The organism is Bradyrhizobium sp. USDA 3397, from assembly GCF_054060965.1.
In genome coordinates, this window is sequence record NZ_JBSSDS010000001.1 from 7,751,952 (window position 1) to 7,774,519 (window position 22,568).

Consider the following 22,568-nt stretch of genomic DNA (forward strand, 5'->3'; position numbering starts at 1 on the left):
CGGTCTGGACGTTTGCAACAATGCTCAGGGCTTGAACACGTAGCCCGGCGTGATCGCCGCCGTCTCCGGGATCGGCGGCAGGTCGGCGAACAGCTCAGGACGGTCTTTCATGACCTTGAGAATGTGCTTCGGCTCAATATGCGCATTGACATCGAAGGTCGATTTGAGGATGCCGAGCCGGGTGAGCCGGTCCTGGGCGCTCCATAGCGCGCGGTAGTTGTTCGCCGACAGCCGGCGGTCCGCCTGCTGGATGTTGAACTGCATCGCGGCCTCCGCGACCTCCTGCTTCAGGCCTGGAATCCAGCGCGTCGCGACTTGTGCCGCCAGCTTCGGGTTCTTGCGCATCCATTGGTCGGCCTCGGAGACGGCGGCGAGGAATTTCTCGATGGTCTCGCCGTTGGCCTGCACCCATGGGCGCAGCGCGACGTTGAAGCCGATATAGGAGATCACGTCGCCGCCCCGAATGATCTCGACGGCGCCCGGCACGTCCTTGCCCGCAACGATCGGCCAGGGGTCCCAGCCCGAGAACGCGTCGATGCCCTTGGCGAGCAGGGCGACGGTCATGTCCGGGGGCGGGGTGTTGACCAATGTTACGTCGTCGGGTTTCAGTCCGGCCCTCTCCAGCGTCGCCAGGATGTAGAGATGGTTGATCGTGCCGAACGACGCCGCGATCTTCTTGCCCTTCAACGTCGAAAGGTCGCCCTTGACGATGCCCGAGCCTTCGCGCGCGATGATCGCCATCGTGGCATCGGAGCCGGCCTTGGTGGCGTTGCCGCTGTAATTGCCCAGAGCGACGAGGTCCATGCCGCGCAGCACCGCGCCGATCATGGGTACGCCGACCTGCACGATCTCGCTCTCGCCGGCCTGCAACGCGTTCAGCGCGTCGACGCCGGTGGCGTAGGGGCGTGCGATCGTGACGTCGAGCCCGTACTTCTCGAAGAAGCCGCGCTCGAGCGCGATGGGCAGGCCGATCTGGTCGATGCCGGTGACCATGCCGGCCTTGAGTTTCGTCAGGGTTTGGGCGCTTGCCGGCACCATGCCGGCCAGAAGCGCCAATCCAAGCAGCAAGAGTCGTTTCATAGTCTCAGCCTCCCTCTTTTATCGGCCCCACCGACGTCACCCAATAGGGCCGGGCCACGGCATTGAGGTCCGTTCTTTTGACACCGCGCAGCTCGATCGAATGCTCGTCCGTGCCCGAGACGCGTCCGTATTGCTGGAAGGCGAGCACGTGGAAACGCTCCGGCGTGAACGGCAGCTCGATCTGCACGTTCACCTTGTCCGATGTGCCCGCGAGCTGCGGCGAGATCTTTCCAGGCGCTGCCACCGTCAGCCAGACCTGAAACAGTGCCCATGCGGCCACCGCGCCGAGAACGACACGGCTCTTGGGCGAGCGAAGAACGTCGGCGGCGATGCTCATGCTGCGCGCACCATCTGCAGCACGCGCGCCGAAAGCTGCTTGAACTGGTCGTCCCGGACGAGATCGTCCCAGATGCGGGGACGCGGCAGGTCGACCGCGACCTGGTCGAGCACGCGTCCCTTCGACAGCACGACGACGCGGTTGGCGAGAAACACCGCTTCCGACACGTCATGGGTGATGAAGATCACCGTCGGCTTGCGCTCCTGCCAGATGCGGGTCAGTTCCTCCTGGAGCGTCATGCGCGTCTGCGCGTCGACGCTGGCGAACGGCTCGTCCATCAAGAGGACGTCGGGGTTGTTGGCGAGTGCGCGCACCACGCCGACGCGCTGCTGCATGCCCCCGGAGAGCTCGTTGGGATAGCGGTGCGCCGCATGCGAGAGCCCGGCAAGCGCGAGATATTCATGCGCGATGCGGTCGCGCTCGGCCTTCGGCACGCCGCGCATCTTCGGCCCGAAGCCGACATTGTCGAGCACGGTCTTCCAGGGAAACAGCGCGAACGACTGGAACACGACGCCGCGCTCGGGGCCGGGCCCGTGCACCGGCTTGCCGTCGAGCAGGATGTCCCCCTTCGAATAGGGAATGAAGCCGGCGATCATGTTCAGGATCGTCGTCTTGCCGCAGCCGGAGGGGCCGACCACCGAGATGAACTCGCCGGGCTCGACGTCGAGTGAGACGTCGTGGACGGCGGTGACATGCGCGCCTGCATAAGGGTCGAAATAGGTCTTGCCGAGATTGCGCAGCGAGAGCGTCTTCATGATGTCACCAATCCCCAACGCTGGCCGGTCGCACGCTCGAGCGGGGCGAGAATCCAGGCGTCCACGATGTACCAGAGCAGTCCGAGAATGATCATGCCGAGGATGATCTCGACGGTCGAGCCGGCGCGGCGCGCATCGAACATCATGAAGCCGATCCCTGAGGTGCCGACGATCATCTCGACGGCGATCAGCGCGCGCCAGCCGTAACCGAGTCCGTTGCGCAGGCCCGTGATGATGTTGGGCAGCGCTCCCGGCAGCGTCACCTCCCAGAGCACGCGCGCCCGCGAAGCCCCGAGGCTCAAGGCGGCGCGTGACAGATCGCGCGGCACCGATTCGACGCCGAGCACGGTGTTGAGCACGACGGGAAACAGCACGGTGTAGACGATGACGAAGGTCATCGTCGTCAGACCGAAGCCGAACCAGATCAGAAGGATAGGCAGCCAGGCGATGTCGCCGATGGCCTGGAAGAACAGCAGCACCGGCCAGCAGATGCGATGCGCCCAGCGGCTGGTGCCGATCAGGATGCCCAAGGGTATGCCGAGCGCCATCCCGACCGCGGCGCCGGTCGCGAGCCGGATCAGGCTGTCCTGGAGATAGTCGGGCAGGATGCCCTTGTAGGTCAGCGTGAAGAATGCGCGGATGACGTCGGCCGGGCCGGGGAAGAACGCGCGTGGAAACAGCCCTGCCTCGCTGACCGCGGTCCACAGCGCCAGCACCGGGATGAAGGGAATGATCGCGGCGATGCCCGGCCAGCGTCGGGTCAGGCGGGCATAGCCGGCCCAGATTTGCAGCAGGACGTTCATGCGCGCCTCACCATGCCCCAGCGCTCGATGGTCGCGCGTTCCAGCGGGACCAGCAACAGACGGTCGATCAGAAGCCAGAGCACGCCGATCACGATCATGCCGAACACGATCACCTCGGTGCGGTAGAAATCGCGCGCGACGAACAGCATGTAGCCGAGCCCGACATTGGTCGCGATCATCTCCGCGGCGATCAGGCCGCGCCAGGCAAAGCCCAGGCCGGTGCGAATGCCGGTGACGATATTGGGCAGCGCGCCCGGCAGCAGTACTTCGGTCAGCAGCGCCCAGCGGCCGGCGCCGAGCGAGGCGGCAGCGTTGCGCAGCGTGTGCGGGATGGTCCTGACGCCGAGAAGCGTGTTGTAGGCGACGACGAAGAATACCGCGTTGAAGATCACGAAGACGATCGCGCCGAAACCGTAACCGAACCACAGCGTCGCGATCGGGATCCAGGCAATGCCGGCGAGCACCGAGAAGAACCGGAACAGCGGCGTGAGAAAGGCCGCGACCGTCGGGCTGACGCCCATGGCGATGCCGAGCGGCACCGCGGTGGCGATGCCGATCAGTGTCCCCAGGCCGACGCGCAAAAGACTGGCGCCGACATGCGCGAACAACGTGCCGTCCCGGATCGAGTCAAGCGCGGCGGTGCCGACCGCGCCGACCGAGGGAAACACGCGCGGATTGACGTTGAACAGCGGGATCACGGCGGCCCAGACCGCGACCAGCGCAAGCAGCGGCGCGATGAACATTGCAGCGCCGGCCAGCGAGTTGACGCTGCGCATCAGCCGCGACGATCGGCCTTTCAGACTGCCCGTCAGCTGCATTCGACCTCCCTGACGCTCAGCTATGCCTGTACCGGCATTTCCCACTGATCATTGCTGGTATCGTAGCCGCGTCTCGCCCAATCGCATATCTGTATCGGTTGCGACCCTCCTCGCGATCCGCGCGGAGCGGGGATCCGGGCCGAGCCCCTCATGTCACGGTGCATGGCGCTTTCTCTTGTTGAGGCTCGGCTTCCTGACGGCGCGCAGGGTCGATCCATCCGCTTTGCGAGCCGCCGCGGCGATAATGGTCTTTCGGTTCGACAGCTTCGATCGGGTGTAGCCCAGCAGCCGTTCCATCGCGGCGCGCGCCTTCTCCGGGTTGCCGCTCTCGATGGCCCGCGCCGCCATGACGTGGTTCGGCAGATTGTCCTTGAACCAGCCGCCGGGGCCGCCGACGGCAACGGTGAAGACGGTGCCCAGAATGGTATCGATCGCGCCGCGAAAGCCCTGGAGGACCGGATTGTGGGTCGCGTCCAGGATGGCGAGATGGAAAGCCTTGTCGGCAGCGAGGGCGCTGGCCTGGTCCTTTGCAGTCTGCATCGCCGCCAGGGCCGTGTCGATCCGCCAGCGGTCGTTCCTTGTTGCACGCTCGGCCGCAAGCGCTGCGGCAGCGGGCTCGATGATCGAGCGCACCTCCTGGATTGCCAGCAGAAGGTCCCGATCCGGCTCGTCCTGGCCGACCAGCCAGCTCAGCACGTCGCGGTCGAGCAGGCTCCATTCGTGGCGCGGCAGCACGTGTGTGCCGTGGCGCGGCCGCACGCTGACCAGACCTTTGGCGGCGAGCGTCTTGATGGCTTCGCGCACCACGCCGCGCCCGACTCCGAAGCGGGCTTCGAGCTCAGGCTCCGGCGGCAGGGCTGTCCCGACCGGAATGAGATCCTGCGCGATCTCCCGGCCGAGCGTCGTCAGCACCGCGCGAATGCGGCCGGGCTTGATCGGCTTGTCGACGGGGCTCGGGCGCGCTCTTGCCACTCGTACGTTTCTCCCGTCCGGCCTGTCGCGGCTGGTTCGTTTGTATTTGGCTGCCACGCCCCGGCAGCTGCAATCATCGGATGTTTAACATCGGATGAATGGATGAGGGCAAGCACTATTGTCGCAGCACACCCCGTGTTGCGTTGCGATATGCGCGTGGACCGCGGATCAAAGCATCTCCTCCAGCGTGCAGGTCAAAGTGCAGACGACGCCGCGCGGCAGAGGCAAGCCCCCGTGATCCGCTGCACCTCGGCATCGAGCACCATGCGCACGCTACGCACCGTTTCCAGCACACGGCGCGCAGCCTCGCTGCGATCCTGACGGTAGTTGTAATTGGCAAGGCCCACCGCGAAAACGATCAGCGGCAGCGTCGTTCCGGCCCCCGTCCAGCGCGCTCCTGATCGCCGGAGACCTCGCGCCTCCGCCGCACACCGAAGTGGCGAGTTGCAGTGCAGCAGGCGTTTACGTGCAGTCCTGCGACGAAGGGGTAGCTCCAGCGCACGCAAAATGACTTCCGTCCCGCCGAGGTTTTTCATACGCTTGCGTCTCGCAAGCCGCATAACGGCTGCGCTCACGGCCCGGCGACAGGGCCGGAGCATCAAAGGGAGGGGAGACGATGAAGCGAAGGTCATTTCTCGCTGGGATCGGGGCAACCACTGCGGCAGCTGCCATCGGCATGCCGTCGATCCTGAGGGCGCAAGCCCCGATCACGCTGAACGGTGCCGTGCAGTTCAATGACGACCATGCCTTCAACCGGGCCCTGCTGCGGTTCGAGGAGCTGGTGAAGAAATATTACGGCAAGCCCGTCAACTTCACCCTGCACAGAAACTCCTCGCTCGGCCTCGAGAAGCAGTATTTCGAGTACATGTCGCAAGGTAAGGCGGTCGATTACGCCATCGTCTCGCCGGCGCATATGTCGACCTTCGCCAAGGCGGCCCCGTTCATCGATGCGCCCTTCGTGTTCAAGGGCATCGAGCACATGAACAAGGTGGTCGAAGCCAACATCCTGGCGCCGGTCGCCGACGAGGTCGCGGCCAAGGCCGAGGTGGTTCTGATCGGCTATGCCGGCGGTGGCATCCGCAACATCTTCGCCAACAAGCCGCTCAAGAACCTCGCCGATCTCAAAGGCCTCAAGGTGCGCGTGCAGGGCGCGCCGATCTGGTCGAAGACCTTCGCGGCCGTCGGCATGAGCCCCACCGTGATCGCCTATAACGAAGTCTACAACGCGATCCAAAACGGAGTGATATCAGCCGGCGAGAACGAAGCGGCCGGCGTCGAGGCGATGAAGTTCTATGAAGTGGCGCCGCATCTCAACTTGACTCAGCACGCCGTGTCGATCCGGCCGATCTGCTTCTCGGTGAAGACGCTGAAGACCCTGCCCAAGGATCTGCAGGACGCGATCATGAAGGCGGGCAAGGAGGCCGGCGATTACGGCCGTCAGCTCGAGTCGAGTGAAGAGGTCGTCAAGCTCGACGCGCTAGAGAAGGCCGGCAAGCTCAAGCGCGTTCCGTTCGAGGAGCGGGATGCCATGAAGAAGCTCGCCGACCCCGTGATGGCCACCTACGCCAAGGAGATCGGCGCGGAGGGCATCTTCGAGAAGATCAACGTCGTCTGAGGCCGCCCCGTCCGCCGACAGCATTTCGGGCAGGCCCCGCTTCCTGCCCGGACTCGGCGGATGAGCGCCGTACGGAGCCCCCATGTCCGAAATGCACGTCCTGTCCACGCCGTCGCTGTGGCGTCGCGTCACCGCAGCCTATGCGAAATTGCTGGAATTCCTGCTCGCCGCCTGCGTCGGCATCCTGGTCATCCCCGTCACGTTGCAAATCGTCTCACGTTACACGCCGTTCATTCCCTCCTACATCTGGACCGAGGAGATGGCACGGTTCCTGTTCGTCTGGACGATCATGATCGGGGCGATGGTCGGCATCCGGGAAGCGCAGCACTTCGAAGTCGACGTCTGGCCCGATCTGTCGCGGCGATCGGAGGCCGCTGTACGGATTCTCGCGCGCCTCGGCGTGCTGGCACTGGCCCTCGTGTTCTTGTGGGCCGGAATCGAATTCACGCGCTTCGCCTGGAACAGAACGTCGGAGCTGGCCGATCTGCCGCTCTGGCTGATCCACGTCGCCTGGCCGGTGGCCGGCGTGACCTGGATCGTGTTTGCGGGCGAACAGATCCTGGACGAAATGCGCATTCTGGTCGGGGCACAGAGATGAGCGGCACTGTACTTTCTGCCGGACAGGCCGCCATGGTGCTGTTCGGGGTCTTCATCGGGCTGCTGATCGTGCGCGTGCCGGTCGCCTTCGCGCTCGGCCTTGCCTGCGTGCCGATCCTTCTGATCGAGCCGCGCCTGTCGTTGATGACGCTCGCGCAGGAGACCTTCAACGCCTACAATTCGTTCATTCTGCTCGCGGTGCCGTTCTTCCTCTTGACGGCGAACCTGATGAGCATCGGTGGCATCACCGACCGCCTCGTGGCGCTGTCGCGCTCGATGGTCGGGCACTGGCCGGGATCGCTGGCGCAGATCAACGTGGTGCTGTCGGTGTTCTTTGCCGGCATCTCGGGCTCCTCGACCGCAGATGCCGCCAGTCAGTCCAAGATCTTCATCGATGCGCAGAACAAGGAGGGCTACGACCTTTCGTTCTCCATTGCCATCACCGCGGTGTCGGCGGTGCTTGCCGTCATCATCCCGCCGTCGATCCTGATGATCGTCTGGGGCGGGCTGATCTCGACCTCGATCGCGGCGATGTATCTGGCCGGCATCGTGCCGGGCCTTTTGATCGCGGGCGCGCAGATGGTGACGGTGCACATCTATGCCGTGCGCCGCGGCTACCCCACCTATCCGAAATCGACCTGGGTCGAGATGGGATCCGCTATCTGGCGATCGATCCCGGCGCTGATGACGCCGTTCATCATCGTCGGCGGCATTCTGCTCGGCTGGTTCACGGCGACCGAGTCCGCCTGCGTCGCCGTGCTTTATTCCGTGGTGCTCTCCGCGTTCTTCTACCGCGAGACGGGCTTGCGGGAATTGTACAAGGCGCTGCTCGACACCGGGCGCCTTGCCGGCGTGGCGCTGTTTTGCGTCGGCACCGCAAGTGCATTCGGGTGGCTGCTGGCCTACTACAAGATCCCGCAGGAGCTTTTGGCGAATGTCTCGACCTGGGGCATGGGCACGGTCACGGCGGGCTTCTTCATCGCCTTCTGCTTTCTGGTTGTGGGCTGCTTCCTCGACGCGATCCCGGCGATCGTCATTGTCGGCACCGTGCTGGAGCCGCTCGCCAGGTCGGTCGATCTCCATCCAGTCCAGTTCGCGATCATCTCCATCGTGTCGCTGGCCTTCGGACTGGTGACGCCACCCTACGGCCTCTGTCTAATGATCGCCTGTTCGATCGCGGGCGTGCGGCTGCGCTATGCCCTGAAGGACACGGTGATCATGCTGATCCCGATGCTGCTCGTGCTGGCGGCGGTGATCATTTGGCCCAGCGTGTCGTTGTTCCTGCCGCGCCTGCTTGTGCCGGAAATGCTGAAATGAGCGTTTGATCGTGCGATCCCGCGGTCGTGGACCGCGGGACCGTTCCGGTGGGCTACAGATTGCTTTCAGTGATCGCGGCGTAGACCATGCTGCGCAGCTCGCGGCGGATCGGATAGGCGCTCGACGGCAGCACCTGGGTCATGAAGATCGCGATCAGGTCCTCTGCCGGATCGATCCAGAACGAGGTCGTGGCGGCGCCGCCCCAATTGTATTCGCCGGGGCTGCCGGCGATCAACGTCTCGGCCGGGCGCATGGTGACGGCGAAGCCGAGACCGAAGCCGATGCCGTTATAGGTCGCTTCCGAGAACAGCGAGCGCGAGACTTCCGGCAGCGCTCGGCCGCCCGGAATGTGGTTGGTCGTCATCAGGGCCAGCGTCTTCGGGCCGATCAGCCTGACGCCGCCGAGCTCGCCGCCATTGAGCAGCGTGCGGCAGAAGGTGAGATAGTCGGCGACCGTCGAGCACAGGCCTCCGCCGCCGGAGATGAACGAGGGGGGCGACAGGAACGAGCTCGTTGCCGGGTCGTCCTGCAGCGTCAGGCCTTCGCGTCGCTGGCCGGCATGGAAGGTCATGCCGCCGCCGGGATCGGCGGAATAGCAGGCTGCGAAGCGATGTGCCTTCGAGGCCGGCACGTGGAAGTCGGTGTCGATCATGCCGAGCGGATCGAGGATGCGCTGTTTCAAGAACTGCTCGAACGGCACGCCGGAGATCTTGCCGACGAGATAGCCGATCACGTCGGTCGCAACGGAGTAATTCCAGGACTCGCCCGGCGAAAACTCCAGCGGGATCTTGGCCAGGCCTTCGATCATGGTTTGGAGTGTGCCTGACTTCTCGACCTCGCCGATCTTTTCAGTTCGATAGGCGGCATCGACGTTGGAGCGTTGCTGGAAGCCATAGGTGAGCCCAGACGTGTGGCGCAAGAGGTCGACGATCAGCATCGGCCGGGACGGCGGCCGGGTCAGGAACGCCGGGTAGGTGCCGGCGACGAACACGCCGAGGTCCTTCCACTCCGGAATGTATTTGGCGACGGGCTCGTCGATGGCGACGAGGCCTTCCTCGACCAGCATCATGAAGGCGACGCTGGTGAGCGGCTTGGTCATGGAATAGATGCGATAGATCGTGTCGTCCTTCACCGGCACCTTGCGCTCGACATCGGCAAAGCCCTGCACTGAGCTGTGCGCGACCTTGCCGCGGCGGTAGACCAGAAGATGCGTGCCCGGAAAACGGCCGGCATCGATGTACCGGCGCTTGAGATGTGCATCGACGCGGTCGAGCGCGGCCTTGGACATGCCGACGGATTCGGGCGAGGCGGGGGTGGGGGCGAGCATCGGTTCCTCCGGGCGTTTTGTCGTTGATACCGAAATGGCGGCCGCATTCCAAGTCGGTTGCGCTTAACGGGGCCGGGCCGGCTGGTGTAGACTCGGCCTCGGAACGCAAGGAGCCCGCCAGGGCCAACGAGAAGAACGCGAGGGCAAACGCACCATGACTCAGTTCACCGAGACCGAACTCACCGAAGCCGTCGTCAGGAGCTTCGACCACACGCCCGATCCGCGTGCGAAATTCCTGCTGCAGGAATTGGTGAAGTCGCTGCACGATTACGTGAGCAAGACCGGTCTCACCTTCGAGGAATGGGAATACGCGATCGATTTCCTGACCCGGACCGGGCAGAAATGCACCGACACCCGCCAGGAATTCATCCTTCTGTCCGATGTGCTCGGCGTCTCCATGCTGGTCGACGCCGTCAATCACAGGGATCGCGACGGTGCCACGGAGACCACGGTGCTCGGCCCGTTCTATGTCGGCGAGCACAAGGTGACTGCGCACGGCACTGACATCTCGCCGAACAACCAGACGGGCGAGCGGATGTTCGTGCAGAGCCGCGTCACCGATCTCGAGGGCAAGCCGCTCGCCGGCGTTCCCGTCGACGTCTGGCACGCCGATGACGACGGCTTCTACGATTCCCAGAAGCCGAACTACGATGAGGTCGGCGCCTCGGCGCGGGCGCGCTTCATCACCGATGACGATGGCCGCTTCTTCTTCCGCACCATCCTGCCGTGTAGCTATCCGATCCCGACCGATGGTCCGGTCGGCGAGATGATCGTTCAGACCGGCCGCCACCCGATGCGCCCGGCACATGTGCACTTCCTAGTCAACGCCAAGGGCTATGAGCCGCTGATCACGCACGTCTTCATGGACGGTGACAAATATCTCGATTCCGACGTGGTGTTCGGCGTGAAGGACGATCTCGTCGCCAAGGTCGAGCCGCGCAATGATCCCACAATGCCCGACGGCACCAAGGCGAACGGGCAGTGGCATTTGATGACTTACGAATTCCACCTCAAGCCCGGCGGCGGCATGGCGCCGAAGCCGCTCGGGGTGAAGGCGACCGAGCCGGCGTGAGGATGCGAAATCTCAGTCATCCCCCGATATAGGCTGCCAACTCGTCGGGCGTACCCTTTGGAAAGGCGTCTTTCAGATAATCGAGGAAAGCGGAGACGCGCGCACTGAGCAATCGCCGCGACGGATAGAGCGTCCATAGGGCGATGTCGGCTCCCTCGACGTCGCCCCAGCGAACGAGCGTGCCGGCGGCAAGATCGTGGCTGACGAGCGACAGCGGCAGCCTTGCGGCGCCGATACCGGCTCTCACGGCATCGCGAACCATCATCAGGGATGACAGTCGAAGCACAGGATCGATCGCGATGCGCGATGGGCCGCTTGGCCGTCTGATGTCCCAAACCGCAGCTTTGTCATCGCCGCGCACGATGGCCGGAACGGCGAGGTTTCCTCTCGGGTGCTTCAGAGCGGGGCTGGCGACGACCAGCATTCGGTCGCGCAAGAAGATGCGGCCGACCAGGCTTTCATCCGGATCGGGATTGACCCGGATCACGAGATCAAAGCCTTCCTCGATCATGTCGACGTAACGGTCATCGGTCGTAACTTCGAGCCGGACTTGCGGATGCCGAACGGCGAAGCCGGCCGCGAGACGGCCCATCGCGGTTTGCGAGAAGAGCAGGGGTGCGCTGATCCGCAACCTGCCCTTTGGCTTGTCCCCGCCCGAGGCGATCGCGGCCGCGGTCTCGTCGAGCTCGGTGAGGAGTGCGCCCGTCCGCTCGTAGAGCGCGCGCCCTTCCTGGGTGAGCTTGAGCGTGCGCCCGCCGCGCTCGAACAGACGCAGATCAAGACTGCTCTCCAGTTCGGACACACGTCGAGACAAGGTCGCTTTCGGACGTCCCGCTGCCCGCGCGGCCTTTCCGAACCCTCCGTGACGGGCGACGAGATTGAAATCGGCAAGCGCAAGCAAATCCATCTGTTCCACCAATGAGACGGTCTGTCCAAATATAACGTCTATCGGCTCGCATGTGGATCATTAGTTTCCGGGTGTCTTCCAAAACCCAACCGGAGTGATCCCATGACCATCCTCGTTACCGGCGCCACCGGCACCATCGGCCGCAACGTCGTTGAGCAACTCGTCAAGCGCGGCGCCGATGTGCGCGCACTCGTCCGAAATCCCGAGAAGGCCAACCTTCCGGCAGGTGTCGCCGTCGCCCAAGGCGACTTGCTGGACGTCGATTCCGTGCGCGCTGCGTTTTCGGGCGTCTCGACACTGTTCCTGCTCAACGCCGTGGTGCCCGACGAATTCACTCAGGCGCTGACTACGCTCAACCTTGCCCGCGAAGCCGGCATCGAGCGGTTCGTCTATCTGTCGGTCATTCACAGCGACCTCTACGTGAATGTGCCGCACTTCGCCGGCAAGTTCGGGGTCGAGCGCATGATCGAGCAGATGGGCTTCAAGGCGACCATCCTGCGGCCCGCCTATTTCATGAACAACGAGCTCATGATCAAGGATGCCGTGACCGGATATGGCGTCTATCCGATGCCGATCGGCAGCAAGGGCCTTGCGATGATCGACGCGCGCGACATCGGCGAGATCGCTGCGATCGAACTGATCCGCCGCGAGACATCCGCAGCGCCGCTTCCGCTCGAACGCATCAATCTTGTTGGCCCTGAGACACTCACTGGCGCGAAGGCCGCCGCGATCTGGTCGGAGGTGCTCGGCCGCGCGATCGCCTACGGCGGAGACGACACCGCGGGGTTCGAGAAGAACCTCAGGCAGTTCATGCCGCCCTGGATGGCTTTCGAAATGCGGGTGATGGGCGAGCGCTTCCTCACCGAGGGGATGATCCCTGAACCCGGCGACGTCGAGCGTCTGACCGGCATGCTGGGCCGTCCCTTGCGCTCCTATCGCGACTTCGTCGCCGAGATCGCGGCCCCCGTTTGAGGCTTGCCAGAGCAGAAGCGCAGGCGGGCTGGCTGCGCCGCTCGCTATTGATCATGTGGCGAGCGGCAATCTCGATCAGCGCGCATGCAGCAAGGCCAGCAGCACGACGACGGCGCAGGCGAGCGCCGCCGTTGTCAGCTTCCAGAACATCAGCGGGCTGCGCTCCAGGAGCGGTGTGATGCGCGTGTCGAGATAGGCCGGGTTGGGCGTGCGAAGCTCGAAGATGAATTCCGAGAGATCCTCGTGCCGCTTGTAGGGATCGGGATGGAGCGCGCGCCGGAGCGCGCCGTCGACCCAGGCGGGGACATTGCGGTCATCGTCGGCGGCGCGATATTTAAGCTTTCGCACATCCGCCTTGCGCCGGATTTTGGCGATTTGGGTGCCGTAGGGCAGCTTTCCCGTCAGCATCTGGTAGCAGATCACGGCCAGCGAAAACATGTCGGAGCGCGGCGAGCCGCCTTGCCCCAGGAAATATTCCGGCGCCGTGTACTGGACGGTGCCCAGGATTTCGTCGGCCTCCCCCGGCGGCGCCGCCTCGGCCACGCCGGCGACCCTGACCGATCCGAAGTCGATGATCTTGGCGGTGCCGGTCTTGTCGATCAGGATGTTGTCGGGCCTGAGGTCTTGATGCAGCATCTCCATGCGATGGAAGGCGCGCAGGCCCGCGGCGATCTGCTCGATGAGGCCGCGCACGGTTTCGAGATCGGGCCGCGGATTGTCGGTCATCCACTGCTTCAAGGTCTGCCCCTCGACGAACTCGGTCGCGACGTAGAGATAGCCGCGTCGCCGCGACTGCGACAGCGGTTTGAGCACATGCGGGCTGTCGATCCGGCGCGCGATCCACTCCTCCATCAGGAAGCGCTTGAGATAGGCGGCGTTGTCGCGTAGGTCGACCGACGGCAGCTTGAGCGCGACCGGCTGCTCAGTCTCGGTGTCGACCGCGAGATAGATATGGCTGCGGCTGCTGCCGTGGATCTCGCGGACGATCCGGTAGCCGTCGAAGAGCGACCGCGGCTCCGGCAGCGCGGGCACGGGTAATTCCGCGCTCTGATTGAAGATGGCAGCCGGCTCGCGCTGCGGCACCGCATCGATCCGCAGGATCTGCACGGTGATGTTGTCGTCGCTGCCGCGGCGATAGGCTTCCTCCACGATCGCCTTCGCCGCCCCGTCCAGCTCGGCTGCATGCTCGCTTAGCGCGCTCGTGATGAAACGGGAGTCGACGAATTCATAGGCGCCATCGGTCGCCAGCAGGAAGGTGTCGCCGGCCTCGATTTCGATCGCCTGATAGTCGATCTCGAGCTGCGGATTAATGCCGAGCGCGCGGCCAAGATAGGTCTGCTCGGACGAGACGATGATGCGGTGATCGTCGGTCAGTTGCTCCAGCGCCTTGCCGGCGACGCGATAGACGCGGCAATCGCCGACATGGAAGATGTGCGCGGTGGTTGCCTTGATGACCATGGCGCTGAGGGTGCAGACATAACCCTTGTCGCGGTCATAGGCATATTGGCTCTTGCGCGTCTGCGCATGCAGCCAGGAATTGGTCGCCTCCAGCACGCGGCGGGCGGAGGTCTTCACCGTCCACGATTCCGACGTGCAGTAATAATCCATCAGGAAGCTCTTGACCGCCGACTCGCTGGCGATCTGGCTTACCGTGCTCGAGGAAATTCCGTCGGCGAGAACCGCCGCGATGCCCTTCAGGCTGAGCAGCGGCTCTTCCGGAATCAGGACGCCGTGAAAGTCCTGGTTGATGGGCTTGCGGCCCTTGTCGGAATGCTGGCCGACTGAAATCAGGAGTCCGCGGGTCATCGCCATCCCCGGCAAGGAGGAGCCTCACCCTGATCGGGCGAGGCTCCCCTGTCGATATCTGTTCGATCAGGCCGCGACGCGGGGCTTCGCGGGCTTCTCCGCCTGTCGCTTCGGCAGGGTCATGACGTGGGTGGCATAGAGGGTCATGCCGGTGAAGGCGAGGCCGCCGACGAGGTTGCCGAGCACGGTCGGGATCTCGTTCCAGATCAGATAATCCATGATCGAGAACTTCGCGCCGAGCAGCAGGCCCGACGGGAACAGGAACATGTTCACGACGGAATGCTCGAACACCATGTAGAAGAACACCAGGATCGGCATCCACATCGCGATCACCTTGCCGGGCACGGAGGTCGAGATCATGGCGCCGACGACGCCGGTCGAGACCATCCAGTTGCAGAGCATGCCGCGCAAGAACAGCGTCGCCATGCCGGCCGCGCCGTGCGCGGCATAGCCAAGGGTTCGGCCCTCGCCAATATTGCCGATGGCGGCGCCGACCCTGTCGGGCGCCTGCGTGAAGCCGAAGGTCGTGACGAAGGCCATCATGAAGGCGACGGTGAAGGCGCCGGCGAAATTGCCGACGAAGACGAGACCCCAATTGCGCAGCACGCCGTTGAGCGTGACGCCCGGGCGCTTGTCGATCAGCGCGAGCGGCGAGAGCACGAACACGCCGGTCAGGAGGTCGAAGCCCAGGAGATAGAGCATGACGAAGCCGACCGGGAACAAGAGCGCGCCGACCAGCGGCTGGCCGGTGTTCACGGTGATCGTGACGGCAAACCAGGCTGCGAGGGCCAGGATCGCGCCGGCCATATAGGCGCGGATGATGGTATCCCGGGTGGACATGAAGATCTTGGACTCGCCCGCATCCACCATCTTGGTGACGAATTCCGAAGGCGCGAGATACGACATCAATGGTTCCTTTTGCTCGTAAGTGAGATCGACACGCCCCCGACGAGGGCGCGGCTGAACGTCATCGGCCGTGCGGGCAGCCTGCCGCGCACGAGGGCTATGGAAAGTCTGGAAGCCTTGGGAATCGCGTCACGAGGACTCTGAAGCCGGAGACCGCGAAGCAGGTGAGCTTCCGGGATGCAGCCGCCAGAGGCTGCATCAATGCGGCCAAGCCGCAGTCGTCGTTGACGCAACCTCAGAAGCAATTTGTGTGCCGTGGTGCGTCGATCGAAAAAGCGAGCAAATTCAGCTGGATGTCAGCTGCAGGGGGATGATTGGCAGAACTGCGCCGCCTCTTGCTTGAGCGACTGCACAACTTTTGTGCGGCGCACAAGGATTGAGCAGATCGCAAACTTCGCGTGCGGAACAGGTCTGCGTTAGTCAGGCGCGAAATTACCAAGCCCCTGATTTTCCATCATTTTTGACGGTGGCAGGCTTGGCATGAAGCTTGAATAGTTCCAGGCCGACGCCATTGAAGCCGTCCCGCGAGACTTCTCATCCGAATTGCTGACGCACCCAAACGGGGTCTCCCCGTCGCGCGTTCGCATGCGCCTTTTTCTGGCGTCACGGACGGACGGGCTGCTCGTGCGCACTGACGCAATCATTCCGCAACGACGCAAAAGGACGACACGACCTATGACCAAGCGCATTCGCCGGCCCTCCGAGACTGGCCTCAGCCGCCGTCAATTGTTGAAAGCCACCGGCTCGACCGCCGCACTGCTCGCCGCCGCCAAGCTGAATTTCCCCGCCGGCGCCTTCGCGCAGGACGGAGGCCCCGAGGTCAAGGGCGCCAAGCTCGGCTTCATTGCGCTCTCCGACGCCGGCCCGCTGTTCGTCGCCAAGGACAAGGGCCTCTTCGCAAAGCACGGGGTGCCCGACACCGACGTGCAGAAGCAGGCATCCTGGGGCACCACGCGCGACAACCTCGTGCTCGGCTCCGAAGGCAACGGCATCGACGGCGCGCACATCCTCACCCCGATGCCGTACCTGATCTCGGCCGGCAAGGTGACGCAGAACAACCAGCCGACGCCGATGTACATCCTGGCGCGGCTCAATCTCGATGCGCAGTGCATCTCGGTCGCCAAGGAATATGCCGACCTCAAGGTTGGCGCGGACGCCTCGGTGCTCAAGGCCGCATTCGAGAAGAAGAAGGCCGAAGGCAAGTCGGCCAAGGTCGCGATGACCTTCCCGGGCGGCACGCATGACCTCTGGATCCGCTACTGGCTCGCCGCCGGCGGCATCGACCCCGACAAGGACGTCGAGACCATCACCGTGCCGCCGCCCCAGATGGTGGCGAACATGAAGGTCGGCACCATGGACGCCTTCTGCGTCGGCGAGCCCTGGCCCGGGCAGTTGGTCCACCAGAAGATCGGCTATACCGCCGTCAACACCGGCGAGATCTGGAGCAAGCATCCCGAAAAGTCGTTCGGCATGCGAGCGGCCTGGGTCGACAAGAACCCCAAGGCTGCAAAGGCGATCCTGATGGCCGTGATGGAGGCCCAGCAATGGGCCGACAAGATGGAGAACAAGGAAGAGCTCGCCACCATCATGGCGAAGCGCCAGTGGATCAACTGCCCGGTCGAGGACATCGCCGATCGTGCCAAGGGCAAGTTCGACTACGGCATTCCCGGCAAGGTGGTCGAGAACTCGCCGCACATCATGAAGTACTGGCGCGATCATGCCTCCTATCCGTTCCGGAGCCACGATCTCTGGTTCATGACCGAGGACATCCGCTGGGGCAAATACGAGGCCGGCTTCGACAGCAAGGCGCTTATCGCCAAGGTCAACCGCGAGGACCTCTGGAAGGATGCGGCCAAGACCCTGGGCGTTGCCGCCGCCGACATTCCGGCCTCCACCTCGCGCGGCAAGGAGACCTTCTTCGACGGCAAGGTGTTCGATCCGGAAAATCCGGCCGCCTATCTGAAGTCGCTCGCGATCAAGCGCGTCGAAGTCTGATGGAGCCCTGCGGCCGCCTTTAGGGGGCGGCCGCATCGTCCTTGCCACGCCGGAGAGAGATAGCGATGAACATGACCGCCACCAAGATCGAGGTTGAGACTGCGACGCCTGCCGCAACGATTGCGCCGGTCGTCGCGCTGACGCCCAAGCGTCCCCCGCGCGCTGAAACTTACGCACGCATGGCGCGCGAGACAGCCGTGCGCGTGATCCCGCCGCTGGTCGTGATCGCGCTGCTGACGCTGGTGTGGGAGCTGGTCTGCAGGAGAGCCGGTTCGGCGCTGCCGCCGCCCTCAAAAGTATTTGCGGATACCAAGGAGCTGATCTTCGATCCGTTCTTCGATCATGGCGGCATCGACAAAGGCCTGTTCTGGCACCTGTCCGCCAGTCTCCAGCGCGTCGCCTTCGGCTACTCGCTCTCGGCCATCGCCGGCATCGCGCTCGGCGTGCTGGTCGGACAGTCGGTCTGGGCGATGCGCGGGCTCGATCCGCTGTTCCAGGTGCTGCGCACCATTCCGCCGCTGGCCTGGCTGCCGCTCTCGCTCGCGGCCTTCCGCGACGGCCAGCCTAGCGCGATCTTCGTCATCTTCATCACGTCGATCTGGCCGATCATCATCAACACCGCGGTCGGCATCCGCAACATCCCGCAGGACTATCGCAACGTTGCCGCGGTGGTGCAGCTCAATCCGCTGGAATTCTTCGCAAAGATCATGATCCCGGCGGCGGCGCCCTACATCTTCACGGGCCTGCGCATCGGCATCGGCCTGTCCTGGCTCGCGATCGTCGCCGCCGAAATGCTGATCGGCGGCGTCGGCATCGGCTTTTTCATCTGGGACGCCTGGAACTCCTCGCATATCAGCGAGATCGTCCTGGCGCTGTTCTATGTCGGCATCGTCGGCTTCGTGCTGGACCGCCTGATCGCGGGGCTCGGCAAGATCGTCACCCGCGGCACCGCGCAGAACTGAGAGGGGAGGGCACATGACCGCCTATCTGAAGCTCGACCACATCGACAAGGTCTTCACCCGCGGCGCCGCCAGCACGGAGGTGCTGAAGGACATCAACCTGACCATCGAGAAGGGCGAATACGTCTCGATCATCGGCCATTCCGGCTGCGGCAAGTCGACCCTGCTCAACATCATCGCAGGGCTGACCGGCGCCACCACGGGCGGCGTGCTGCTGGAAAACCGCGAGGTGAACTCGCCGGGGCCCGATCGCGCCGTGGTGTTCCAGAACCACAGCCTGCTGCCATGGCTGACCGTCTACGAAAACGTCAGGCTCGGCGTCGACAAGGTCTTTGCCAAGACCAAGTCCCGTGCCGAGCGCGACGCCTGGGTGATGCACAATCTCAACCTCGTGCAGATGGCCCATGCCAGGGACAAGCGTCCTTCGGAGATCTCCGGCGGCATGAAGCAGCGCGTCGGCATCGCCCGGGCGCTGGCGATGGAGCCGAAGGTGCTGCTGCTCGACGAGCCGTTCGGCGCGCTCGACGCGCTGACCCGCGCCCACTTGCAGGACTCGGTGATGGCGCTGCATCAGAAGCTCGGCAATACCATCCTGATGATCACCCACGACGTCGACGAAGCCGTGCTCCTATCTGATCGCATCGTGATGATGACCAACGGACCGAGCGCGCGCATCGGCGAGGTGCTGGAGGTGCCGCTGGCGCGGCCGCGCAAGCGGCTCGACCTCGCCACCAACGCCACTTATCTGAAGTGCCGCCAGCGCGTGCTCGAATTCCTCTACGAGCGTCATCGCTTCGTCGAAGCCGCGTAAGTCACGCGTTCACGCGAGATCTGCCCGCGCCCAATTAATCGACATCAAGCTCAATCCTTGTGCGTCGCACAGGGATTGAGCGAAACGCAAATTTAGCGTGCGGAAAAGCCCTGCAAACAATTCGGGCAATACGAATAACATCCTGAAATCCCTGTGTTTCCTGCGTGCGCGCAACTGGCACGGAAATTGAAACGTCTTTGCGCGACGCCAACGACGACGTCCCTCAACATCATCAATCAGCATCGTGATCTCGCCACCGGGGGTGAAGCCTCGGAGCGCGCCTCCGTGACCGGAGGCAGAGCCTGCAACGACGCAGCGGTGAGCCTGGAAGGGATACGCAATGACGAAGAATCCGACCCTGAACTCCAGCTGGATTTCAGACTGGCGCCCCGAGGATGAGGCGTTCTGGAACACGACCGGCAAGTCGATCGCGCGGCGCAATCTGATCTGGTCGATCGTCGCCGAACATATCGGCTTCTCCGTCTGGCTGATCTGGAGCATCGTCACCACCAAGCTGCCGCAGGCCGGCTTCCACTACACCACCGACCAGCTGTTCCAGCTCGTCGCCGTGCCGGGCCTGATCGGCGCCTTCATGCGCTTTCCCTACACCTTCGCGGTGACGACGTTCGGCGGCCGCAACTGGACCATCTTCAGCGCGGCGATCCTGTTCATCCCGACCTTGTCGCTTGCCTATTTCGTCAGCCAGCCCGACACGCCGTTCTGGCTCATGCTGCTGGTCGCCTCGACCGCAGGTCTCGGCGGCGGCAATTTCGCCTCCAGCATGACCAACATCTCCTTCTTCTTTCCCGACCGGATGAAGGGATGGGCGCTGGGCCTCAACGCGGCCGGCGGCAATATCGGTGTCTCCAGCGTGCAGCTCCTGACCCCGATCCTGATGACGCTCGCCGTCTTCAACCTGTATCAGGCGACGCCTGTTGACGGCATCTTCCTGCAGAATGCCGGCCTGATGTGGGTGCTGCCGATCGCAATCGCGGTGTTCGGCGCGGTGTTCTTCATGAACAACCTCACCACGGCGAAATCGTCGGTGAAGAACCAGCTCGCGATCGTCAAGCGCAAGCACACCTGGATCATGGCTTATCTCTATATCGGCACGTTCGGGTCCTTCATCGGCTATTCGGCGGCGTTTCCGCTGCTGCTCAAGACGCAGTTCCCCACCGTGACAATCTCGATCGCCTTCCTCGGCCCGCTGGTCGGCTCGCTGTCGCGTCCGCTCGGCGGCTGGCTCGCAGACCGGGTCGGCGGCTCCATCATCACGTTCTGGAATTTCATCGTGATGGCGGGCGCCACGGTCGGCGCGCTCTATTTCGTCGGACACAAGGATTTCATCGGCTTCCTGTCGATGTTCCTGATTCTGTTCGTGACGACGGGCATCGGCAACGGCTCGACCTACCGCATGATCCCCTCGATCTTCCGCGAGGAGAACCTGTTCAAGGTGCGCGGCAAGGGCGATGCGGCACGCAGCGCTGCCCTGAAGACCGCGAGCATCGAGAGCGGCGCGGCCGTCGGCTTCATCGGCGCAGTCGGTGCCGTCGGCGGCTATCTGATCCCGAGCGGCTTCGGCAAGTCGATCGCCATGACCGGCGGGCCGCAGCTCGCGCTCGCGGTCTATCTCGGCTTCTACGCCTCCTGCCTCGCTCTGACCTGGTGGTTCTACCTGCGTCGCAGTCCGCAGGGTGAGGGCGCGCCAAGCCTCGCCGAGGCGCGTGTGTGAGCACGACAAATTGGCACGAATGTCGCTTCTCCCCGTACGCGTGGAGAAATCTCTCTGATGACGTTTGACTCATGAACTTTGTCCGCAATGGCGCGGACGAAGGCAGACCGAAACAGACAGGAGAACATCATGACGCCCGAGCAGATCACCCTCATTCAGCAGAGCTTCGCCAAGGTCGCCCCGATTTCGGAAGCCGCTGCGGTGCTGTTCTACGACCGCCTGTTCGAGGTGGCGCCGTCCGTGCGCGCGATGTTTCCCGAGGACATGACCGAGCAGCGCAAGAAGCTGATGCGCATGCTCGCCGCCGTGGTCGGCGGCCTGTCGAATCTGGAATCGATTCTTCCCGCGGCCTCCGCGCTCGCCAAGCGTCACGTCGACTATGGCGCCAAGGCCGAGCACTACCCCGTGGTCGGCGCGAGCTTGCTTTGGACCCTCGAGAAGGGCCTTGGCGAAGCCTGGACGCCCGAACTCGCCGCAGCGTGGACCGACGCCTATGGCGTGCTGTCCGGCTACATGATTTCCGAGGCCTACGGCGCGCAAGCGCAGGCCGCCGAATAGGAGATGCGTTGTGAGTGAACCGCTGGTCATCGTCGGTAACGGTATGGCGGCCGCGCGTCTGGTCGACGAGCTCGCCAAGACCGCGCTCGGCCGCTACGCGGTCGCCGTGATCGGCGAAGAGCCGCGGCTCGCTTACAATCGCGTGCTCCTCTCCTCCGTGCTGGCGGGCGAGACCGGCTCGCACGAGATCGAGCTGCGGCCGGCCGGTTGGTGGCGAGACCGCGGCGTCACGGTACGCTACGGCTATCGCGTCAGCGAGATCGATGTCGGCCGCCGTGAGCTCAAGATCGCGGGCGAGGAGAGCATGGAATATTCCAAGCTCGTGCTCGCCACGGGATCGACGCCGCTGCGGCTCAACGTGCCGGGGGCCGATCTTGCCGGCGTGCACACGTTTCGCGACACCCGCGACGTCGACCTGCTGCTGACGCTGGCCGCGGCCAGGAAGCGCGTCGTCGTGGTCGGCGGCGGCCTGCTCGGGTTAGAGGCGGCCTACGGTCTCGCCAAGGCCGGCGCACCGGTGACGCTGCTGCATCTGATGGACCGGCTGATGGAGCGTCAGCTCGACGCGCCCGCGGCCGACCTGCTCAAGACGCTGGTCGAGCGCAAGGGTATCCGCATCATGCTCAATGCCGCGACGGCCCGCATCCACGGCGACGGCCACGTCCAGGCGGTCGAGCTCGCCGATGGCAGTCGCATCGCGGCCGATGCGGTGATCTTCGCCGCGGGCATCAAGCCGAACGTCGCGCTGGCGAAAGAGGCGGGGATCGCGGTCAACCGCGGCGTCGTCGTCAACGACGTGATGCAGACCTCCGCGTCCGACATCTTTGCGCTCGGCGAATGCGCCGAGCATCGCGGCACCTGCTATGGCCTGGTCGAGCCCGCCTACGAGCAGGCGCGCGTGCTGGCGCGGCATCTGGCCGGCCGGCCCGCCGCTTATCAGGGCAGCGTGGTCTCGACCAACCTGAAAGTCTCCGGCGTCAGCGTGTTCTCCGCCGGCGACTTCATGGGCGGGGAGGGCAGCGAGAGCCTCGTGCTGTCGGATCGCAGGCGCGGCACTTACAAGAAGCTCGTCATCGCCGACGGTCGGCTCACCGGCGCGGTGCTGATCGGCGATACGATCGATGCGCTCTGGTATCTCGAGCTGATCCGCAATCGCGACAAGGTCGCTTCGATCCGCACCGACATGATGTTCGGCCGCGCGCTGGCGCAGCCTTCGAAAGCGGCGTGAT

The 22,568-nt window shown here is 64.2% G+C and carries 21 protein-coding genes and 1 pseudogene; 11 read left to right on the forward strand and 11 right to left on the reverse strand.

Going from position 1 to position 22,568, the window contains the following annotated elements; genetic code table 11:
- Positions 1-24 precede the first annotated feature (24 nt).
- The 7 genes and pseudogenes from ACVWYQ_RS36080 to ACVWYQ_RS36110 all read right to left on the reverse strand — a co-directional run.
- On the reverse strand, positions 25-1,080 hold the full coding sequence (locus tag ACVWYQ_RS36080; protein ID WP_404542728.1) for an ABC transporter substrate-binding protein: 1,056 nt from the start codon (positions 1,078-1,080) through the stop codon (positions 25-27).
- Between the two features lie 4 nt (positions 1,081-1,084).
- Entirely contained in the window at positions 1,085-1,417 is a 333-nt protein-coding gene (locus ACVWYQ_RS36085) for a hypothetical protein (protein WP_404542726.1), read from the reverse strand.
- The gene (locus tag ACVWYQ_RS36090) at positions 1,414-2,172 is read right to left on the reverse strand and encodes an ABC transporter ATP-binding protein (RefSeq protein WP_157281004.1); all 759 of its coding nucleotides are present in this window, start codon (positions 2,170-2,172) and stop codon (positions 1,414-1,416) included. Before ACVWYQ_RS36090 ends, ACVWYQ_RS36085 begins: the two co-directional genes overlap by 4 nt.
- A complete protein-coding gene (locus tag ACVWYQ_RS36095; protein WP_036004520.1) occupies positions 2,169-2,975 on the reverse strand; it encodes an ABC transporter permease in 807 nt (268 codons plus the stop codon). The genes ACVWYQ_RS36090 and ACVWYQ_RS36095 overlap by 4 nt, the downstream gene beginning before the upstream one ends.
- On the reverse strand, positions 2,972-3,793 hold the full coding sequence (locus tag ACVWYQ_RS36100; RefSeq protein WP_271545488.1) for an ABC transporter permease: 822 nt from the start codon (positions 3,791-3,793) through the stop codon (positions 2,972-2,974). The genes ACVWYQ_RS36095 and ACVWYQ_RS36100 overlap by 4 nt, the downstream gene beginning before the upstream one ends.
- 153 nt (positions 3,794-3,946) lie before the next feature.
- Entirely contained in the window at positions 3,947-4,765 is an 819-nt protein-coding gene (locus ACVWYQ_RS36105; RefSeq protein WP_271545486.1) for a FadR/GntR family transcriptional regulator, read from the reverse strand.
- A gap of 197 nt (positions 4,766-4,962) precedes the next feature.
- Positions 4,963-5,133, reverse strand: a pseudogene (locus ACVWYQ_RS36110) (sensor histidine kinase); the annotation flags it as partial.
- 248 nt (positions 5,134-5,381) lie between these two features.
- Here ACVWYQ_RS36110 and ACVWYQ_RS36115 point away from each other — a divergent pair.
- The 3 genes from ACVWYQ_RS36115 (at position 5,382) to ACVWYQ_RS36125 (ending at position 8,294) form a co-directional block, all read left to right on the forward strand.
- On the forward strand, positions 5,382-6,380 hold the full coding sequence (locus ACVWYQ_RS36115; protein WP_271545484.1) for a TRAP transporter substrate-binding protein: 999 nt from the start codon (positions 5,382-5,384) through the stop codon (positions 6,378-6,380).
- Positions 6,381-6,462: 82 nt separating this feature from the next.
- Positions 6,463-6,978, forward strand: coding sequence for a TRAP transporter small permease (locus ACVWYQ_RS36120; RefSeq protein WP_271545482.1), 516 nt, complete (start codon positions 6,463-6,465; stop codon positions 6,976-6,978).
- Positions 6,975-8,294 (forward strand): TRAP transporter large permease, encoded by a 1,320-nt coding sequence (locus tag ACVWYQ_RS36125; RefSeq protein WP_271545480.1) that lies wholly within the window; start codon positions 6,975-6,977, stop codon positions 8,292-8,294. The genes ACVWYQ_RS36120 and ACVWYQ_RS36125 overlap by 4 nt, the downstream gene beginning before the upstream one ends.
- A gap of 52 nt (positions 8,295-8,346) precedes the next feature.
- On the opposite strand, the gene ACVWYQ_RS36130 is transcribed toward ACVWYQ_RS36125, so the two are convergent.
- Positions 8,347-9,621, reverse strand: a complete 1,275-nt coding sequence (locus ACVWYQ_RS36130; protein ID WP_271545478.1) for a serine hydrolase domain-containing protein — start codon at positions 9,619-9,621, stop codon at positions 8,347-8,349.
- A gap of 154 nt (positions 9,622-9,775) precedes the next feature.
- Between ACVWYQ_RS36130 and ACVWYQ_RS36135 the strand changes: the two genes are divergently transcribed.
- Complete coding sequence (locus tag ACVWYQ_RS36135) at positions 9,776-10,693, forward strand: intradiol ring-cleavage dioxygenase (RefSeq protein ID WP_456727046.1); 918 nt, start codon at positions 9,776-9,778, stop codon at positions 10,691-10,693.
- A gap of 16 nt (positions 10,694-10,709) precedes the next feature.
- Here the strand turns inward: ACVWYQ_RS36135 and ACVWYQ_RS36140 are convergent, their stop codons facing one another.
- A complete protein-coding gene (locus ACVWYQ_RS36140) occupies positions 10,710-11,600 on the reverse strand; it encodes a LysR family transcriptional regulator (RefSeq protein WP_157281018.1) in 891 nt (296 codons plus the stop codon).
- Positions 11,601-11,702: 102 nt separating this feature from the next.
- On the opposite strand from ACVWYQ_RS36140, the gene ACVWYQ_RS36145 reads away from it, so the two are divergent.
- The gene (locus tag ACVWYQ_RS36145) at positions 11,703-12,572 is read left to right on the forward strand and encodes an SDR family oxidoreductase (RefSeq protein WP_456727047.1); all 870 of its coding nucleotides are present in this window, start codon (positions 11,703-11,705) and stop codon (positions 12,570-12,572) included.
- Positions 12,573-12,647: 75 nt separating this feature from the next.
- Here the strand turns inward: ACVWYQ_RS36145 and ACVWYQ_RS36150 are convergent, their stop codons facing one another.
- Positions 12,648-14,384: a protein kinase domain-containing protein gene (locus ACVWYQ_RS36150; RefSeq protein ID WP_456727236.1), complete on the reverse strand. Its 1,737-nt coding sequence runs from the start codon at positions 14,382-14,384 to the stop codon at positions 12,648-12,650.
- 60 nt (positions 14,385-14,444) lie between these two features.
- On the reverse strand, positions 14,445-15,284 hold the full coding sequence (locus ACVWYQ_RS36155; RefSeq protein ID WP_456727048.1) for a formate/nitrite transporter family protein: 840 nt from the start codon (positions 15,282-15,284) through the stop codon (positions 14,445-14,447).
- Between the two features lie 675 nt (positions 15,285-15,959).
- Between ACVWYQ_RS36155 and ACVWYQ_RS36160 the strand changes: the two genes are divergently transcribed.
- The 6 genes from ACVWYQ_RS36160 to ACVWYQ_RS36185 all read left to right on the forward strand — a co-directional run bounded on the left by ACVWYQ_RS36160 (position 15,960) and on the right by ACVWYQ_RS36185 (position 22,567).
- On the forward strand, positions 15,960-17,279 hold the full coding sequence (locus ACVWYQ_RS36160) for a CmpA/NrtA family ABC transporter substrate-binding protein (protein WP_404652732.1): 1,320 nt from the start codon (positions 15,960-15,962) through the stop codon (positions 17,277-17,279).
- Positions 17,280-17,344: 65 nt separating this feature from the next.
- Positions 17,345-18,241 carry a nitrate ABC transporter permease gene (gene ntrB, locus ACVWYQ_RS36165; protein WP_157281026.1) on the forward strand — a complete coding sequence of 299 codons (897 nt, stop codon included), beginning with the start codon at positions 17,345-17,347 and terminating at the stop codon, positions 18,239-18,241.
- A 13-nt stretch (positions 18,242-18,254) separates the two neighbouring features.
- On the forward strand, positions 18,255-19,049 hold the full coding sequence (locus ACVWYQ_RS36170) for an ABC transporter ATP-binding protein (protein ID WP_157281028.1): 795 nt from the start codon (positions 18,255-18,257) through the stop codon (positions 19,047-19,049).
- A 340-nt stretch (positions 19,050-19,389) separates the two neighbouring features.
- Positions 19,390-20,781 carry an MFS transporter gene (locus tag ACVWYQ_RS36175; RefSeq protein WP_456727049.1) on the forward strand — a complete coding sequence of 464 codons (1,392 nt, stop codon included), beginning with the start codon at positions 19,390-19,392 and terminating at the stop codon, positions 20,779-20,781.
- Between the two features lie 129 nt (positions 20,782-20,910).
- A complete protein-coding gene (locus ACVWYQ_RS36180; RefSeq protein WP_456727050.1) occupies positions 20,911-21,339 on the forward strand; it encodes a globin family protein in 429 nt (142 codons plus the stop codon).
- A gap of 10 nt (positions 21,340-21,349) precedes the next feature.
- A complete protein-coding gene (locus ACVWYQ_RS36185; protein WP_456727051.1) occupies positions 21,350-22,567 on the forward strand; it encodes an NAD(P)/FAD-dependent oxidoreductase in 1,218 nt (405 codons plus the stop codon).
- Position 22,568 lies beyond the last annotated feature (1 nt).

Coding starts and splice junctions, on each gene's coding strand:
- ACVWYQ_RS36080 (WP_404542728.1), bottom strand. CDS start 1,080: ATGAAACGACTCTTGCTGCTTGGATTGGCGCTTCTGGCCGGCATGGTG.
- ACVWYQ_RS36085 (WP_404542726.1), bottom strand. CDS start 1,417: ATGAGCATCGCCGCCGACGTTCTTCGCTCGCCCAAGAGCCGTGTCGTT.
- ACVWYQ_RS36090 (WP_157281004.1), bottom strand. CDS start 2,172: ATGAAGACGCTCTCGCTGCGCAATCTCGGCAAGACCTATTTCGACCCT.
- ACVWYQ_RS36095 (WP_036004520.1), bottom strand. CDS start 2,975: ATGAACGTCCTGCTGCAAATCTGGGCCGGCTATGCCCGCCTGACCCGA.
- ACVWYQ_RS36100 (WP_271545488.1), bottom strand. CDS start 3,793: ATGCAGCTGACGGGCAGTCTGAAAGGCCGATCGTCGCGGCTGATGCGC.
- ACVWYQ_RS36115 (WP_271545484.1), top strand. CDS start 5,382: ATGAAGCGAAGGTCATTTCTCGCTGGGATCGGGGCAACCACTGCGGCA.
- ACVWYQ_RS36120 (WP_271545482.1), top strand. CDS start 6,463: ATGTCCGAAATGCACGTCCTGTCCACGCCGTCGCTGTGGCGTCGCGTC.
- ACVWYQ_RS36125 (WP_271545480.1), top strand. CDS start 6,975: ATGAGCGGCACTGTACTTTCTGCCGGACAGGCCGCCATGGTGCTGTTC.
- ACVWYQ_RS36130 (WP_271545478.1), bottom strand. CDS start 9,621: ATGCTCGCCCCCACCCCCGCCTCGCCCGAATCCGTCGGCATGTCCAAG.
- ACVWYQ_RS36135 (WP_456727046.1), top strand. CDS start 9,776: ATGACTCAGTTCACCGAGACCGAACTCACCGAAGCCGTCGTCAGGAGC.
- ACVWYQ_RS36140 (WP_157281018.1), bottom strand. CDS start 11,600: ATGGATTTGCTTGCGCTTGCCGATTTCAATCTCGTCGCCCGTCACGGA.
- ACVWYQ_RS36145 (WP_456727047.1), top strand. CDS start 11,703: ATGACCATCCTCGTTACCGGCGCCACCGGCACCATCGGCCGCAACGTC.
- ACVWYQ_RS36150 (WP_456727236.1), bottom strand. CDS start 14,384: ATGGCGATGACCCGCGGACTCCTGATTTCAGTCGGCCAGCATTCCGAC.
- ACVWYQ_RS36155 (WP_456727048.1), bottom strand. CDS start 15,284: ATGTCGTATCTCGCGCCTTCGGAATTCGTCACCAAGATGGTGGATGCG.
- ACVWYQ_RS36160 (WP_404652732.1), top strand. CDS start 15,960: ATGACCAAGCGCATTCGCCGGCCCTCCGAGACTGGCCTCAGCCGCCGT.
- ntrB (WP_157281026.1), top strand. CDS start 17,345: ATGAACATGACCGCCACCAAGATCGAGGTTGAGACTGCGACGCCTGCC.
- ACVWYQ_RS36170 (WP_157281028.1), top strand. CDS start 18,255: ATGACCGCCTATCTGAAGCTCGACCACATCGACAAGGTCTTCACCCGC.
- ACVWYQ_RS36175 (WP_456727049.1), top strand. CDS start 19,390: ATGACGAAGAATCCGACCCTGAACTCCAGCTGGATTTCAGACTGGCGC.
- ACVWYQ_RS36180 (WP_456727050.1), top strand. CDS start 20,911: ATGACGCCCGAGCAGATCACCCTCATTCAGCAGAGCTTCGCCAAGGTC.